14 protein-coding genes are annotated in these 15,885 nt (G+C 57.5%); 10 read left to right on the top strand and 4 right to left on the bottom strand.

From position 1 onward, the window contains the following. Nucleotide 1: 1 nt before the first annotated feature. The 10 genes from GOX61_RS02935 to GOX61_RS02980 all read left to right on the top strand — a co-directional run bounded on the left by GOX61_RS02935 (nt 2) and on the right by GOX61_RS02980 (nt 12,538). Entirely contained in the window at nt 2–1,417 is a 1,416-nt protein-coding gene (locus GOX61_RS02935; RefSeq protein WP_170331151.1) for a YcjX family protein, read from the top strand. Further along, complete coding sequence (locus GOX61_RS02940; RefSeq protein WP_170331153.1) at nt 1,414–1,869, top strand: GNAT family N-acetyltransferase; 456 nt, start codon at nt 1,414–1,416, stop codon at nt 1,867–1,869. Before GOX61_RS02935 ends, GOX61_RS02940 begins: the two co-directional genes overlap by 4 nt. Then, nucleotides 1,862–2,854 (top strand): YcjF family protein, encoded by a 993-nt coding sequence (locus GOX61_RS02945; RefSeq protein ID WP_170331155.1) that lies wholly within the window; start codon nt 1,862–1,864, stop codon nt 2,852–2,854. Before GOX61_RS02940 ends, GOX61_RS02945 begins: the two co-directional genes overlap by 8 nt. Before the next feature lie 54 nt (nt 2,855–2,908). Further along, a complete protein-coding gene (locus GOX61_RS02950; protein ID WP_155143297.1) occupies nt 2,909–3,619 on the top strand; it encodes a VIT1/CCC1 transporter family protein in 711 nt (236 codons plus the stop codon). Nucleotides 3,620–3,703: 84 nt separating this feature from the next. Beyond that, complete coding sequence (locus GOX61_RS02955; protein ID WP_170331157.1) at nt 3,704–5,020, top strand: SDR family oxidoreductase; 1,317 nt, start codon at nt 3,704–3,706, stop codon at nt 5,018–5,020. Beyond that, nucleotides 5,020–5,499: a DUF2269 family protein gene (locus GOX61_RS02960; protein ID WP_170331159.1), complete on the top strand. Its 480-nt coding sequence runs from the start codon at nt 5,020–5,022 to the stop codon at nt 5,497–5,499. Before GOX61_RS02955 ends, GOX61_RS02960 begins: the two co-directional genes overlap by 1 nt. A gap of 102 nt (nt 5,500–5,601) precedes the next feature. Further along, entirely contained in the window at nt 5,602–8,343 is a 2,742-nt protein-coding gene (locus GOX61_RS02965) for a DUF2339 domain-containing protein (protein ID WP_170331161.1), read from the top strand. Between the two features lie 164 nt (nt 8,344–8,507). After that, on the top strand, nt 8,508–11,456 hold the full coding sequence (gene ileS, locus GOX61_RS02970; protein ID WP_170331163.1) for an isoleucine--tRNA ligase: 2,949 nt from the start codon (nt 8,508–8,510) through the stop codon (nt 11,454–11,456). A gap of 82 nt (nt 11,457–11,538) precedes the next feature. After that, complete coding sequence (locus GOX61_RS02975) at nt 11,539–11,994, top strand: methylated-DNA--[protein]-cysteine S-methyltransferase (protein ID WP_170331165.1); 456 nt, start codon at nt 11,539–11,541, stop codon at nt 11,992–11,994. A 76-nt stretch (nt 11,995–12,070) separates the two neighbouring features. Next, nucleotides 12,071–12,538, top strand: a complete 468-nt coding sequence (locus GOX61_RS02980; RefSeq protein WP_155143303.1) for a hypothetical protein — start codon at nt 12,071–12,073, stop codon at nt 12,536–12,538. A 45-nt stretch (nt 12,539–12,583) separates the two neighbouring features. On the opposite strand, the gene GOX61_RS02985 is transcribed toward GOX61_RS02980, so the two are convergent. From GOX61_RS02985 to fsa, 4 genes are all read right to left on the bottom strand, one after another. Continuing rightward, nucleotides 12,584–13,279, bottom strand: a complete 696-nt coding sequence (locus GOX61_RS02985) for a CDP-alcohol phosphatidyltransferase family protein (RefSeq protein WP_170331166.1) — start codon at nt 13,277–13,279, stop codon at nt 12,584–12,586. A 90-nt stretch (nt 13,280–13,369) separates the two neighbouring features. After that, the gene (locus GOX61_RS02990) at nt 13,370–14,290 is read right to left on the bottom strand and encodes a tyrosine recombinase XerC (RefSeq protein ID WP_170331168.1); all 921 of its coding nucleotides are present in this window, start codon (nt 14,288–14,290) and stop codon (nt 13,370–13,372) included. Next, complete coding sequence (locus GOX61_RS02995) at nt 14,287–14,994, bottom strand: DUF484 family protein (RefSeq protein WP_170331171.1); 708 nt, start codon at nt 14,992–14,994, stop codon at nt 14,287–14,289. The genes GOX61_RS02990 and GOX61_RS02995 overlap by 4 nt, the downstream gene beginning before the upstream one ends. A 205-nt stretch (nt 14,995–15,199) precedes the next feature. Beyond that, nucleotides 15,200–15,853 (bottom strand): fructose-6-phosphate aldolase, encoded by a 654-nt coding sequence (gene fsa / locus GOX61_RS03000; protein ID WP_170331173.1) that lies wholly within the window; start codon nt 15,851–15,853, stop codon nt 15,200–15,202. Nucleotides 15,854–15,885: the final 32 nt, after the last annotated feature.

Consider the following 15,885-nt stretch of genomic DNA (forward strand, 5'->3'; position numbering starts at 1 on the left):
ATTGGTCATCTCATCACTGGCAGACAGTCTTGTGCGCGGCGTCGAAACCGTGGGCGACCGGGTATCTGAGACGCTGTTCGAGCCTGTTATCCGTCTGGGCGTCACCGGATTGGCGCGATCGGGAAAGACGGTTTTCATCACATCATTGGTCGCCAACCTGCTGGACCGCGGACGTATGACCGGGCTGGTCGCGCAGCAGGAGGGGCGGATTAACGCTGCGTATCTGCAGCCACAGCCAGACGATACAGTTCCCCGGTTCGATTTCGAATCCCATCTCTCAGACCTGACCGGACCGGAGCCGCACTGGCCGGACAGTACGCGCGCTGTGTCAGAGCTGCGTTTGTCTTTCAAGGCGCGCCCTGCTGGTTTGCTGTCAGGTCTGCAGGGGCCGCGTAAGATTCATCTGGATATCGTCGATTATCCCGGCGAATGGTTGCTTGATCTGGCATTGCTCGAGAAATCTTACGAAGAGTGGTCGCACGAGACGCTTGAGAGGATTGAGAGACGCCCGCAGGCTGCTGAATTTCTGGCGCAGGCAAAGGCAGTTGACCTTGCAGGCCCTCATGAGGAGCCCACAGCTCAGGCGTTGGCTGGTTTGTTCACCACCTATCTGAACGCAGCCCGAGAAGCCGGGTTCTATGATTGCACGCCAGGGCGGTTCATCTTGCCGGGCGATTTGGCCGGATCCCCGGTTTTGACATTTGCACCTCTGCCAGTTTCTGGCCCGTCGCGTCGGCGAACGCTGCAGCGCGAGATGGAACGGCGCTACGAGGCCTACAAATCGCAGGTGGTCAAACCGTTCTTTCGCGATCACTTTGCCCGGATCGATCGGCAGGTTGTTCTGGTTGATGCGCTGGGCGCGATCCACAAGGGACCACAGGCCGTAGAAGATATGCGTCGTGCAATGGCGGATATTCTGTCTGCCTTCCGACCGGGGCGGAATGCCTGGCTGAGCCAGATGCTGCTTGGTAAACGGGTTGAGCGCATTCTATTTGCGGCCACCAAAGCGGATCACCTTCATCATCTTCAGCACCCGCGCCTGACCGCGATTATGGAGGCGTTGACGCGAGAGGCCCGTGATCGCGCCAAGTTTGCCGGGGCCGAAACTGCAGCGCTGTCGTTGGCAGCTCTCCGCGCGACCACGGAAGAAATGCGCAGTCACGATGGGGTGGAATTGCCCTGCGTTCGTGGCACTTTGTTGGAAAGCGGAAAGAAGGCAGCTTTTTACCCGGGGGATTTACCGGAAGATCCCGCCCATCTGCTGACGCCAGCGCGCAACGGTGCCGAAGGCTGGCTGGGGGAGGACTATGGGTTTATGGCCTTCGCTCCGGCAAAGCTGACCCTTCGACCTGGGGATGGCCCGCCACATATTCGTCTGGACCGCGCTGCGCAGTTTCTGATCGGAGATCGCCTGTGACCGTTACCCTAAGACCCGCGCGCAGCACGGATGCAGGTACGACAGGCATGATCCTGCATGGGTTTGCGCAGGAAAACGATTGGATGCCAAATCTCCATACCTGTGCCGAAACGATAGCGTTTTGTGGCTACATGATCGATCAGGGCTGGGTAACTGTCGCTGATGATGATGGCGATGTCGTAGGGTTTCTGGCGCTAAAGGGTTCGGAAATCCACTCGTTGTACCTGACATCCTCCGCGCGTCGAAAGGGGATAGGGCGACAACTGCTGAATCTTGCAAAGTCTCAGCATTCTGAATTGTCATTGTTCGCTTTTCAGGCAAATGAACCAGCCCTTCGGTTTTACAGACAGAATGGTTTTGTTGAAATTGCGCGCAGCGATGGAGCAGACAATGATGAAAACCTGCCCGACATCAAATTTGCCTGGCGAAAAGAGGGTTTGAACGATGGCTAAAGGTCCGGTTCTGATTGATCTCGAAGATGATGCCGGGCCAGCAACGGATGTATCTGATGCGCCTCCGGTCCCTGACATAGCGCAGCCGCAAGGGCAGGCTATGCAGGCTGCAGCGCGTTTGGCATCTCGTAAGCCATCGGTCTTGTCGCGGTGGTTCTGGGGGCTGGCACTTGCTGTGGTCGGAGCGGCGATTTCGGTGGCGGCATGGGATTTCGCCACGTCTCTGGTTGCGCGTGCACCAGTTTTGGGATGGATCGTTACAGTATTGATCGGCGCCTTGGTGCTTGTCGGGCTGATCATTGCTTTGCGCGAGTTGGCTGCAATTGGCCGCCTGTCCCGTGTGGATGGAATGCGCCGCGCCGCTGATACTGCGCTGGCAGATGCTGATCTGGGGCAAGCGCGCACGGTCACGAACCGCCTGATCTCGTTCTACAAGGGGCGTGAGGAAACCCGCTGGGGGCGGGAGCGCCTGTCTGAGCGGATGGAGGAGCAGTTCGATGCCTCCGGGCTGCTGGTATTGGCCGAAGATGAGCTACTAGCGCCATTGGACGCTGCAGCCAGCCGAGAGGTTGAGGCGGCAGCACGGCAGGTGGCCACGGTTACTGCGCTGGTGCCCCTTGCGTTGGCGGATGTCGTGACGGCCCTGGCATCTTCGCTGCGTATGATCCGCCGGATTGCGGAAATCTATGGCGGTCGCGCCGGATTTTTGGGTAGCTGGCGTTTGACTCGGGCAGTGTTTGTTCACCTCGTTGCGACAGGGGCTGTGGCCGTTGGTGATGATCTGCTCGAGCCGGTTCTTGGTGGCTCGGTCCTTAGTAAACTGTCCCGGCGTTTTGGCGAGGGCCTTGTAAATGGTGCCTTGTCTGCCCGTGTCGGGGTTGCCGCGATGGAGGTTTGTCGCCCGTTACCATTTTCCGAACGGCACAAACCATCGACCCGTGGTATGGTTAAACGTGCCTTGAGCGGGTTGTTTTCAAAGGGTTGATCTGTCGCAAGGTCCTGGCCTGCCGAACCCCGCAAAATGGGGAAGGAGCCAGCCATGACCGATCACGGACACAGCCAGCAGGAAATCACGGCACGGATCAATGCGCCGCCCGGGCGGGGTGTGTTGCGTGATGTTGTGTATGGTGGGATCGATGGATCTGTGACCACCTTTGCGATCGTCGCGGGTGTTGCCGGAGCAGGTTTGTCGCCATTCGTAATCGTTGCTCTTGGTCTGGCCAATGTGCTGGCAGACGGGTTTTCGATGGCTGCAGGCAATTACTCAGGCACCAAGGCTGAACTGGACAATATCCGACGCATCCGCGCCATAGAGGAAAGGCATATCGAGCTTTATCCCGAAGGCGAGCGGGCAGAAGTGAAGGAAATACTCGCGCAAAAAGGGCTTTCTGGCGAGGTGCTCAATGAAGCGACCGAGGCAATCACTGCCAGTCGGGAAAACTGGATTAGCCTGATGCTGGAGGGCGAATACGGATTGGGTAGCGTTGATCCCCATCCAATCAAAGCGGCGACGGCGACTTTTTTTGCCTTTCTCGCGGCTGGCATGATCCCGCTCCTGCCATTCCTGCTTTCTCTGGATGGTGCCTTTGTTATCTCGGCCTGGCTCACGATGGGTGTTTTCTTTGCGATCGGGGCTTTGAAAAGCCGGTGGTCTCTGTCTCCTTGGTGGCGCTCAGGGCTGGAAACTTTTTTGATTGGCGGTGCGGCAGCTTCGATCGCCTACTTGGTTGGATCGCTGTTCCATCCATGAGGGCAGTTGATGTCGCAGTTTGCGCGGTGGTGCTGGTGCGCGCGGATCAATCAGATACTGTCGTGAAAACGGATTTGAGTGGTCATGCCGCAAAAGAGATTACACGGAAAACGCGTTCTGGTTTTGGGGGCTTACGGGTTTATCGGAGCTGCAGTCACAAGGGCGCTTCAGTCTGAAGGCGCAAGCGTAACCGGCATGGTGCGCGATGCGCGAACAGGGGCAAAGGTCTTGCCGGGCGTCACGCTTGTAGAGGGTGATCTGAGGGATTTTCTGGATCCTGAGGATTGGCGATCCCGTCTGAACAACGTTGATGCGGTGGTGAATTGCGCAGGTGCGCTGCAAGACGGCGGGGTCGATGATCTTGAGATTGTGCATCACAAAGCCATCGCTGCTTTGGGGCAGGCTTGTGCCGAGTTGGGCATTTCAATTGTCCAGATTTCAGCCATCGGGGCCGAGCCTGATGCAACGACTGATTTCATGCGAACCAAGGCCGCAGGCGATGCAGCGCTCCGTATCTGTGGAGCTCCTGTATGGATACTCAAACCGGGTTTGGTAATCGGACAGAGCGACTACGGCGGGACTGCGCTCTTAAGGATGCTGGCGGCAATCCCGCTGGTGCAGCCGATCGCTTACCCGGCAACGCCGGTTCAGTGTGTTGGCATGGCCGATCTGTGCGGTGCTATCGCTGCGACTGTTGCAGGTGAGTTGCCTCAGGGAGCCTATGATCTCGTTGAAGATGCTGAACATCCGCTGTCTGACGTGCTCGCGGCGATGCGTCGGTGGCTGGGTTTCCCGGCGGCTCGGCTGACGGTTGGGGTGCCGGTGTGGACGACCCGCTTGGTCGCATCCTTGGCGGATTTTCTGGGAAATCTTGGATGGCGTTCGCCGTTGCGCAGTACCGCCATGACGGTCATGGCGGATGGGGTCACGGGCGACCCGGAACCATATCGTAAGGCTGCGGGTGCATCGCTGGCCTCAATGGATGAGGTCTTTAGCCGCCTGACCTGCGCACGTGAACATCGGTTGACGGCGCGTATAACCCTGTTGATGCCTCTGGTAATCGCGGTGCTGAGCCTGTTCTGGGTGTTGTCCGGTGTCCTTGGTCTGACCGGATTATCCCAGGCCAAATCGGTTCTTCTTGATGCAGGTTGGTCTGCCCCGTCCGCAGCGGTCAGCGTCGTGTTCTGGTCGCTTGTTGACATCGCTCTGGGTCTGGCTCTGTTGTGGCGTCCATGGGCGGGACGGGTATGCCTTTTGCAATGCGCTGTTGCATTGTTCTATCTGTTGGCCGCGACCGTTGCCGCTCCGACTCTTTGGGGTGACCCTCTTGGACCTCTGGTCAAGATCCTGCCGGCGATGATGCTGTCTTTGGTTGCGTGGCCAATGTTGGAGAGCAGGTAGTGGACCCCGATCTGATCCTGCGCTGGCTGCATGTCATTGGTGCTTGTGTCTTGCTGGGAACGGGTGCGGGCATCGCGTTCTTTATGCTGATGGCGCATCGCAGCCGGGATCCGCGTATCATTGCGCATACAGCCAGTATCGTGGTTTTGGCTGATCTGTTGTTCACGACGTCAGCCGTCATTCTGCAGCCGATTACCGGATTTCTGCTGGCGTGGAGGCTGGGATGGTCATTGTCCGAGGGATGGATTGCTCTGTCGCTGCTGCTTTATGTTTTTACAGGTTTGTTCTGGCTTCCAGTGGTCTGGATACAGCTGCGTTTACGTGACTATGCCCGGCGTGCAGCGGGAAATGGCGAAGAACTGCCAGATGCCTATCATCAATTGTTTCGCATCTGGTTTGCCTGCGGATTTCCCGCGTTTGTTGCAGTGTTGGCGATTATCTGGCTGATGCTGGAGCGTCCCGACATAGCCTTGTTCTGATACCGACTAGCCTACAACAAAACAAATCTAACTGGATTTCCAGACTATTACCCGGTGCCCGTTCAATGTAGGTTCAGGCCGATTATCTCCGGAGGTATTTTTTTGGAGTCCCTACTCGTCCTCATTGGCCTGATTGTTCTGGCCATACCCATTTCGATCATTGTGTTGTTGGTCGGTCAGTCCCGTTTGCGTAAACGGGTTGAACAACTCGAACATCAGCTCACGGAGATGTCGATGGGCGCGACTGAGCGAGCGCCTACTACATCACCCATGTCAGCCGCTGAGCAGGAACTTTCCGAGGAGGAAAAAGAACAGTCGAAACCTGCGCCATGGTCTGCACCAAAGACCGAAGAGATGCCTGCGGCGGTTGAGAGTGAACAAACCGACATGACCGCCGTTGAGGCCGAAGAAGAAGACAGTGGAGCGATTGTCTTTCGCGGGGATCGGATTGCGGCGCTGGGCGCTTGGCTGCGCGAGAATTGGTTTTATGCGGTCTCTGCTCTTTCACTGGCTCTCGCAGGTATATTCCTTGTCCAATATGGCGTTGAAAATGGCCTGCTGCCGCCCACTGCCCGTGTTCTGGCCGCGCTGGCCTTTGGTGCAGCTCTGATCGTAGCAGGTGAAGTGGTACGCCGCCGGTTCGGCGACGATGAGGACTCGGCCACCGCCTATTTGCCGTCGGTATTCTCGGGCGCAGGGCTTGTGACGCTGTTTGGGGGCGTACTGTCCGCACGACAGCTATATGATCTGATTGGCCCCGAAACCGCATTGTTTGGAATGGTCGTGATTGCACTGACGGGGCTGGTGCTGGGTTGGTTTCATGGCCCGCTATTGGCCGCTGTTGGTCTGATCGGAGCTTTCGCAGCACCTTTCATGGTTGGTGGCTCATCGAATGATCCTTCATGGCTTTACGGATATTTTTTCGTGATCGCCGTGCTGGGGCTGGGCATCGATACCGTCCGCCGATGGGCCTGGATTTCGGTGCTTACGCTGGTTGGGTCTTACGCAACGGCCTTGCTGCTGGTCTTGTCGTCGCCATCAACTGAACCAGCATATCTGACATTTGCCACAGTTCTTGCGCTGATTACGATCGCAATTCCGGTCAGGCGGTTGATCCCCGATCACTCGGGACTGATGGTTTTGGAGACTATCCAGCGCAAGAAAGGGGGGGCTTGGCCTGAATTCCCAACCCGGCTGGCTTTTGGGGCAGTGGTTGCCAGTTCCGTGATCCTCTCGCTTCACTGGGCAGACTCGTCTTCGGAGTTCTGGCTTGGCATAGTCTTGTTCGTTGCATTGCTGTTTGCGCTGATCATCTGGGCAAAGGATGCACGCGCCCTGAAGGACCTGGTTGTGTTCCCTGCTGCGGGTCTTGTGTGGTCGGTTTTTTCACACGGGATGGACGGAGGTTCTGTTGAACGGGCGTTTGCGGCGACCTACGCGGAAACCGCCGAGGCCGACTATCCGATGGTCGTTACTATCTTGGTCGCGTTGGGCGCGGTGATCACACTGCTTGCCGCATGGCGTTCCTTCATGGGCGGGCGTTATGCTGTTGTCTGGGCAGGGGGCGCTGCAGTGTTCGCGCCAGTGATGGCAATCGGGCTGGAAATCGGCTGGAACCCTGCGCAGGTGATCGGAGCCTACCCATGGGCTCTGCATGCCATTGCACTGGGCGCAGTGATGGTGGTTCTGGCCGAGCGGTTTGCGCGAATTGACGGTGAATACCGCTTGCGCACAGCCTTGGTCACTCTTTCAGCTCTGTCCTGCCTGACCTTCGCCTGTGTAATTGTCCTCAGTTCGGCCGCGCTGACAGTTGCGCTTGTCGTAACGGTGGTGATCGCCGCTGCTTTGGACCGAAAATTCACACTGCCGCCGATGAGTTGGTTTATTTGGGCCGGAGTGTTTTCAATCACGGTAAGGCTGGTCCTCAATCCAGGTCTTGAGTGGGCGGATACAGCACCGTTGCTCGAAATGACATTTGTCTATGGCGCGGCAGTTATTGGCTTCCTGATCGGATGGTGGCTGCTTAGGCCACTCACGCGGCCGGTGGCTGTGCTGTTGCTGGAAAGCGCCGCATGGGCGACCGGTGGCATATTGCTGTCTCTGCTGCTGATGCGCTGGCTCGAGGGGTTCGGCGAAGGCGGGGCTCAGAGCAGTCCGTGGGGGCTTGGGTTGCTTTCCGTGATCTGGCTGCTGCTGGCCTATGCTCAGGTTCAGAGGTTCGAGCTGGGCGGTAAGCTGAACTACGCACGCTATCTGCTTGCGGGCTTTTTCGCGGCACATGGTGTGGTGCGTTTGGCAGAGGCGCTGATCGAACAAAACCCGCTGCTCCATCTCTACGTCGATCCGGTGCTTGGCCCCCCGATCCTGAACACGCTTGCGGTGGCCTATCTGTTACCCGCGCTGGTCATCGGGCTTTCAGCGTGGCGGATTCCGTCGATGCCCTTGAGGCTGAAACAGATCAGCTACATTGCTGCAGGCGCGCTTGCAGCATTTTGGCTGGGGCTTGCGATCCGCCACTTTTGGCAGGGGCCCGAGGGTATGTACGAGGGCAATGGTGTCACGCAGCCCGAATTGTACACCTACACCCTGACGCTGTTGGTTATTGGCGCAATCTTGTTCTACCAGTCGCTCGCTCGTCAGTCCGATCTGATGCGCAAGGCAGGATTGGTAGTGATCGGCCTTGCCGTGGCCAAGGTGTTCCTGATCGATATCGCGGGTCTGGGCGGGCTGATCCGGGTGTTCTCGTTGCTGGCGCTTGGGCTTGCTCTGGCGGGTTTGGCATGGCTCAATCGTTGGGCCAAGCTGCGCCATTCGCCGCAGGAGGCAGAACCTCTGGACCATTAGGCAAGGGCGTCCTATAAGCGCGGCCATGTATGACCGTCTGGCCATCATTATTCGAATTATATCCCCGGCGCTCTGATATCGCGAGACGCCGGGCAAAGGTGCTTGAGATTTCGCACTGACCGCTTCGATCCATTCACGACAAGATCACTCTGAGGACGCCCCCCATGTGCGCCGACACGACCCAAACACCTGACTACAAAGACACGCTGAATCTGCCCAAAACCGAATTCCCAATGCGCGCTGGCCTGCCCAAGCGCGAGCCTGCTTGGCTGGAGCGTTGGGAGAAGATCGGCGTCTACGACCGCCTACGCGAGAAAGAGGGCCGAGCGCCCTTTACCCTGCATGATGGCCCTCCGTATGCAAACGGTCACCTGCATATCGGCCACGCACTGAACAAAACCATCAAAGACATGATCGTGCGGTCCCATCAGATGATGGGCTTTGACTCGCGTTATGTACCCGGCTGGGACTGCCACGGCCTGCCGATCGAATGGAAGATCGAAGAGCAGTACCGCAAGAAGGGCAACAACAAGGACGAGGTGAACATTGTCGATTTCCGTCAGGAATGCCGCAAGTTCGCCGAGGGCTGGATCGATATCCAACGCGAAGAGTTCAAGCGTCTGGGCATCACCGGCAACTGGCCCGATCCCTATATCACCATGGACTATCACGCTGAGGCCGTGATCGCCGACGAGTTCATGAAGTTCCTGATGAACGGCACGCTCTATCAAGGCTCGAAGCCTGTCATGTGGTCGCCGATCGAGAAGACTGCGCTGGCCGAGGCCGAGGTCGAGTATCACGACAAGGAAAGCTTCACCATCTGGGTGAAGTTCAAGGTTACTGATTTTGCTAGCGATGGATTGCCCGCGGATTTCACAAGCAGAAGTCAGTTGAAAGATGCCTACGTCGTAATCTGGACTACTACGCCTTGGACCATGCCGTCGAACAAGGCGGTCGTGTACGGCAAGGATATCTCCTATGGCCTGTACGAAGTCACCGGCGCGCCGGAAGAATGCTGGGCCAATGTAGGCGACAAGTTCCTGCTGGCGGACAATCTGGCCGCTGACGTTCTGGGCCGCGCCCGTCTGAACGACGACCAATGGGCCCGTGTTCGTGACGTGACCGCAGATGAGCTGGCGGGCGTCCAACTGACCCACCCGCTGGCAGGGGCCGAGGGTGGTAATGGCGAATGGGACGACATCCGTGACTTCCGTGCGGCTGAGTTCGTGACCGATACCGAAGGAACCGGCTTCGTTCACTGTGCGCCGTCGCATGGTATGGAAGAATTCGAACTCTATCGTGATCTTGGCATGCTCGAGCAGGTCATCACCTATAATGTGATGGACGATGGCTCGTTCCGCGCCGATCTGCCGTTCTTTGGTGGCAAATACATCCTGTCCCGCAAGGGTGGCGAGGGTGATGCGAACAAAGCGGTCATCGACAAGCTGGTCGAGGTCGGAGGGTTGCTGGCGCGTGGCAAGATCAAGCACAGCTATCCCCATTCGTGGCGCTCGAAAGCGCCGATCATCTATCGCAACACGCCACAGTGGTTTGCGTCCGTTGACCGCAAGCTGGACGATGGCATGGGTGAAATGGGCGACACCATCCGCGAACGCGCCTTGCGTTCGATCGACGAGCTGGTGAAATGGACGCCGCAGACAGGCCGGAATCGTCTGTACTCGATGATCGAAGCGCGCCCGGACTGGGTTCTGTCCCGCCAGCGCGCCTGGGGCGTGCCGCTGACCTGCTTCACCAAAAAGGGTGCTCTGCCCACCGACGCAGACTACCTACTGCGCAACGAAGACCTCAACGCACGCATCAAGGCGGCGTTCGAGAAAGACGGCGCGGATGTTTGGTACACCGACGGCTTCAAAGAGAAGATCCTTGATGGCATCGCCAACCCCGAGGATTACGATCAGGTCTTCGACGTGTTGGACGTGTGGTTTGACTCGGGTTCGACACACGCTTTCGTACTGCGTGACCGCGAAGACGGTACCGAAGACGGCATCGCCGACGTCTATATGGAAGGCACCGACCAGCACCGCGGGTGGTTCCACTCGTCGATGCTGCAAGCCTGTGGCACCAAAGGCCGTGCGCCGTACCGGAACGTTGTGACCCATGGCTTCACATTGGATGCCAAGGGCAACAAGATGTCCAAGTCGCTGGGCAATACCATCGTGCCGGAAGAGGTCGTCAAGCAGTACGGCGCCGATATCCTGCGTCTGTGGGTTGCTCAGACCGACTATACCGCCGACCAGCGGATCGGGCCGGAGATCCTGAAAGGCACCGCCGACAGCTATCGGCGTCTGCGCAATACCATGCGATTCATGCTGGGCTCGTTGGCTGACTTCACCGAGGCGGATCGCGTTGCACCTGAAGATATGCCGCGTCTGGAACGCTGGGTGCTGAGCCGTCTGGCGGAGCTGGATGAGCAGGTCCGCAAAGGCTATGCTGCGTTCGATTTCCAGGGTGTATTCAGCGCAGTGTTCAACTTTGCGACAGTTGACCTGTCTTCCTTCTATTTCGACGTCCGGAAGGATGCGCTGTACTGCGACGGCGACAACCTGCGTCGTCGCTCGGCGCGCACCGTGTTGGACATCCTGTTCCATCGCCTGACCACTTGGCTGGCGCCGGTTCTGGTATTCACCATGGAAGAGGTCTGGCTGGAACGATTCCCGGGGGATGACAGCTCGGTCCATCTGGTCGACTTCCCCGACACGCCCGCCGATTGGCGCGACGCTGAACTGGAAGCCAACATGGCCAAGGTACGCCGTGTTCGTCGTGCTGTGACTGCTGCGCTCGAAGTACAGCGTCAGGACAAGGTTATCGGCTCCAGCCTCGAGGCGGCACCGATTGTGCATATCGAAGACGCTGAAACCCGCGACCTGCTGGCGACATTCGATGTGGATGACATGTGCATCACTTCGGGCTTGACCGTTACAGGCGATCCTGCCCCGGCTGAGGCTTTCCGTGCGCCTGAAATCGAAGGCGTCGGCGTCGTGTTCGAGAAGGCCGAAGGTGCGAAATGCCAGCGATGCTGGAAGATCCTGCCCGATGTCGGACGACATTCGCACGAAGGCGTCTGTGGCCGCTGTGACGAAGCGCTGAGCTAAAGCAAAGAAACCCCGCCCTTTTACCAAAGGGCGGGGCTTTTCGTTGGTTGCGTCAATTCTGTCAATCTGCGAGCCTGCGCGTATGCCAATGATCGCGGTTGAAACACAGTTCGGATGTCTTGGGGTCGAAGAAACAGACGGCGCAATCACGCGTCTGGTTTGGAACGGTACGAACAAAGAGCCGAACACCCCGTTGTTGAAAGAGGCTGCTGCACAGCTGACGGCATATGACGAAGGCCGGCTGGAGCAATTCGATTTGCCGTATCACGTCGATGGCTCCGAATTTCAGCGCCAGGTTTGCGATCTTATGTTCGCCATCCCGTTCGGAGAGACCCGAACCTATGGCGATATCGCGAAAGAGCTAGGCCAGCCTGCCCAGCCTGTAGGGCGGGCGTGTGGTGCCAACCCGATCCCGGTCATCATTCCGTGCCATCGGATTCTGGCTGCGAACAGTCTTGGCGGGTTTTCAGGGCAGGGCGGTATCGAGACCAAAGTAGCTCTTTTACGGCACGAACGCGCGGCGGGCCTGCTGATCTGATCGGTTGAATCCTGTTGCAATCCACTTGTTTGCGGCCCAACTTATATCAGATGCTGAATTTAAAGGACCGCATTGTATGACTGCCCAGACAGACCGTGCCGCCCGGAAAAAGGCGATCATAGACCGGCTTATGTCGCTTGAAGAGCAAGAACTGGCAACTGCTCAGGCGCATTATGATGCATTCCTGAAAGATGCTCAGCTTGATGACCGGGAAGGGCATGACAAGGACGACATAGCTGCGTCACGCGAGAATGCGGATCTGGCCGCAGCTTTTGATGCGCCGGTTCACGCCCATCACGCCAAGATCGACGTGATTGAAAACACGGATTTCAGCGTAACCGATACGGTGCAGCCCGGTGCGGTTATCAAATTCAACAACCGGCGCTTTGTGGTATGCGTATCGACTACCCGGTTTGAGGTGGATGGCAAAACCTATATGGGAATTTCAACACAAAGCCCGATTTATCTGGCGATGGTTGGTTTGAAAGAAGGTGACTACTTTACGCATAACGGGACTGAATTCGAAGTCGAAGAAGTCCTGTAGAAAGGCTCTCGGGCGCTGTCATGGTCCAGCGCCCTTTGAGATTTGTCACGCGTTTCGCTGTGGGATCAGTTGCTGAGCAATGCCCGCAGACACCAGATACAGGCTGGTGATTACCAGACCCCAATGTGCCCAGCTTTCCGGATGGAAATCGACCCAGGCCGCCCAACCCGCAAAGAATGTCCATGCCAGTGCCATTGGCAGTGACAGCGTGCGCCAGCGCTCGGTGCGCACCGGATGAATGAACTTGAGCGGCAGGAACATAGCGATTGCCAGTAAGGTGACCAGAATGAGGATGAACCCGAAGTTTGGCTCGAGTGCAAAGATCACAACGACAAACATGTTCCAGCATCCGGGGAAGCCTGAGAAAGAGTTATCCTTGGTCTTCATCCGTGTGTCGGCAAAATACATCGCGCTTGCAAAAGTGATGACAATGATTGCGAACCAGCCAGTCCAGCCGTCCATCAACCCGGATTTGAACAATGCATAGGCCGGGATGAACACATAGGTCAGATAGTCGATGATCAGATCCATGAGCACCCCGTCAAATTCAGGCGCGTTCTTCTTGACGTCATAATGCCGGGCCAGGGGGCCATCGATCCCGTCTACGATGAAAGATACCACGAGCCAGAGGTACATCAGGCTCCATTTTTCTTCGACAGCAGCCAGCATGGCCAACATGGCAAAAACAGCGCCGGTTGCGGTGAACAGATGAACGGAAAGAGCTTTAAATCTGAGTGTCATGCAGGTGTCATGAACGATGCAAGCCGGAGATGCAAAGCAAAAAGCCAGTGGCTGCCGATGCGCTCGAAAATTGTTTAGGTAGTGTGGGTCTTACGCCTTCGGATGCGCGCGGTTGTAAACTTCCATCAGCCGCGCCGTATCAACTGCTGTATAGGTTTGCGTAGTTGACAGGGATGCGTGGCCCAGCAGCTCTTGGATCGCCCGTAGATCCCCACCAGCCGACAGGAGATGCGTGGCAAAGCTGTGGCGCATTGCATGAGGCGTTGCCGTTGACGGCAGACCCAGTTGCATGCGTGCCTTGGCCATGACGCCCTGAATGGCTCGGGGGTTTAACTGTCCACCGCGCACGCCCCGAAACAAAGGCGCATTGGGTGATTTTGAATGAGGGCACAGTTGCAGGTAATGCTCGACACTGTCTTTCGCGGCTTGGATTACCGGGACAATCCGTTCCTTCCCGCCTTTTCCAAGAATGCGCAAGGTGGATGGCAGTGGTGCGTCTGCCCCCTTTAGGGACAGGGCTTCGGAAATGCGAAGGCCACACCCGTACAGCAATGTCACAACGGCGACGTCACGTGCAGCAACCCAGTCAGAAGTCGATTGCAATTCGACAGTTTCGATCATCGCGCGGGCGGCATCTTCGGCCAGAGGGCGTGGGAGTTTCTTGGTGTATTTCGGTGCGCGCGTTGACAGAACTGCTGTCGGCTCAAAACCCTCACGCTCTGCCAGCCAGCGGTAGAATGTTTTGACAGCGGAGAGTTTGCGCGCCAGCGAACGCGCGCCAACACCTGTTTCGCGCTGTTGCGCCATCCAGGCCCGCATGTCTGAGACTGTGATCCGCTCCAGCGCAGCCAGCCCCTGCCGGGCACTGTTATGGAGTGTCATGAACGACAGGAATTCGCTGACATCACCACGATAGGCCGTCAACGTGTTTTCCGATCGTCCAGAAAGTGCCCCCAGACCGTCCAGCCAGTGCTGGAGTGCATCGCGGCACGCCGGAGAGATCAGGCTCACGACAGCCAGTGGCGCATCGAGCGTTCGAACACGCCAGCAAAAAAGGCCAGAAGATCGGTTCCCAGCTGGGGTGAGAAATGTCTGGGATCCTTGGCGCCCATGACGATCATCCCGGGCAGGCGACCTTCGCCAAGATCAAGCTTCAGGCACGCCTCGGAGCGCAGCTGGTCGGCCTTGTCGCCATAGATTCTGCGATTGGAGTGGTGTATTTCGCGTAAGGTAACATCCCGGGGTTGCCCGCTGCGATCATAGGTCAGATAGCTGTCGATGAAGCCGGGCTCTGCGACTGTCAGAACACCGCCTAGTTTGTCGACCGCGGGGTCGTCTTGAATAAGTGTAGTTTCCAGAACCAGAGTGACCTTATCGACGCGCAATATTTCGGCGACGTCATTACCCAGTGTGCGAAGGAAATCTTCGAACTCGACGGGTTCAAGCAGACGAAGAATGGCGCGATGAACCTGATTGGTGCCTGCCAGGTTTTCGTAGGCAGCTGCGATCACCGAACGATGGGTATCCTCCAGCCGATCCAGTCGGGCTTCGAGTCGCTGCATGGCGATCCCACGCAGATCGATGATGTTGTCACCACGTGCGCGCTCATTCGCAGTTACAAGCGCCTGCATCAGGTCCTTGTCATCCAGCACAGCGTCAGGCTCAGCCAGAATCGCGGCGCGGAGATTATCCTCGAGTTTCGGGTTGCTGCTCATTTACTGTCCGGTCTTTTTTTGTTGCGCGGTTTATAGCACGGGACACCGGATTTGACTTGGAAAAAATGCACCTGAAGCTCGAATTAGTGCAGCAATGTGGTGGTAAGGTGCTCCCGCCTGCATCTCTCTGATCAGAGATCAGATTTTGCAGTTGGGCCTAGCGCGGCGCCGAGGGCGCCACGCGGTTTCGCAGAAACAGTCGGGATCAGAGAATTTTCTGACCGGTCTTGGCCCAGTCGGCCAGGAAGGTTTCCAGACCCTTGTCAGTCAAGGGGTGATCGGCCAGCTTCTTGATGACGGCGGGCGGTGCGGTGATCACGTCGGCGCCGATACGGGCGCTGTCAGTCACGTGGTTTACGGTGCGGATCGAGGCCGCCAGGATTTCGGTTTCAAACCCGTAATTGTCATAGATCTGACGGATATCGGCGATCAGGTCCATGCCATCGAGGTTGATGTCGTCGAGACGTCCGATGAAGGGTGAGATGAAAGTCGCGCCTGCCTTTGCCGCCAAAATGGCCTGATTGGTCGAAAAGCACAGAGTTACGTTGACCATCTGACCTTCGTCCGAAAGCGTCTTACAGGTTTTCAGGCCGGCCCAGGTCAGCGGCACCTTCACAGCGATGTTCGGAGCGATCTTGGCCAGCTTGCGGCCTTCGGCGATCATGTCGTCGGCTTCGGTGGCCACGACTTCGGCCGAGACGGGACCGTCGACCAGATCACAGATCTCTTTGGTTACTTCCAGAATGTCGCGACCCGATTTCAGGATCAGCGAAGGGTTGGTGGTCACACCGTCTACCATGCCCAAATCGTTCAGTTCGGCGATGGCATCGATCTCGGCTGTGTCTACGAAGAATTTCATGAGGGCAGTCCTTTGATGGGTTGGCCTTGGTC

The organism is Ruegeria arenilitoris, from assembly GCF_013030265.1.
In the GTDB taxonomy this organism is placed as follows: Bacteria; Pseudomonadota; Alphaproteobacteria; order Rhodobacterales; family Rhodobacteraceae; genus Ruegeria; species Ruegeria arenilitoris_E.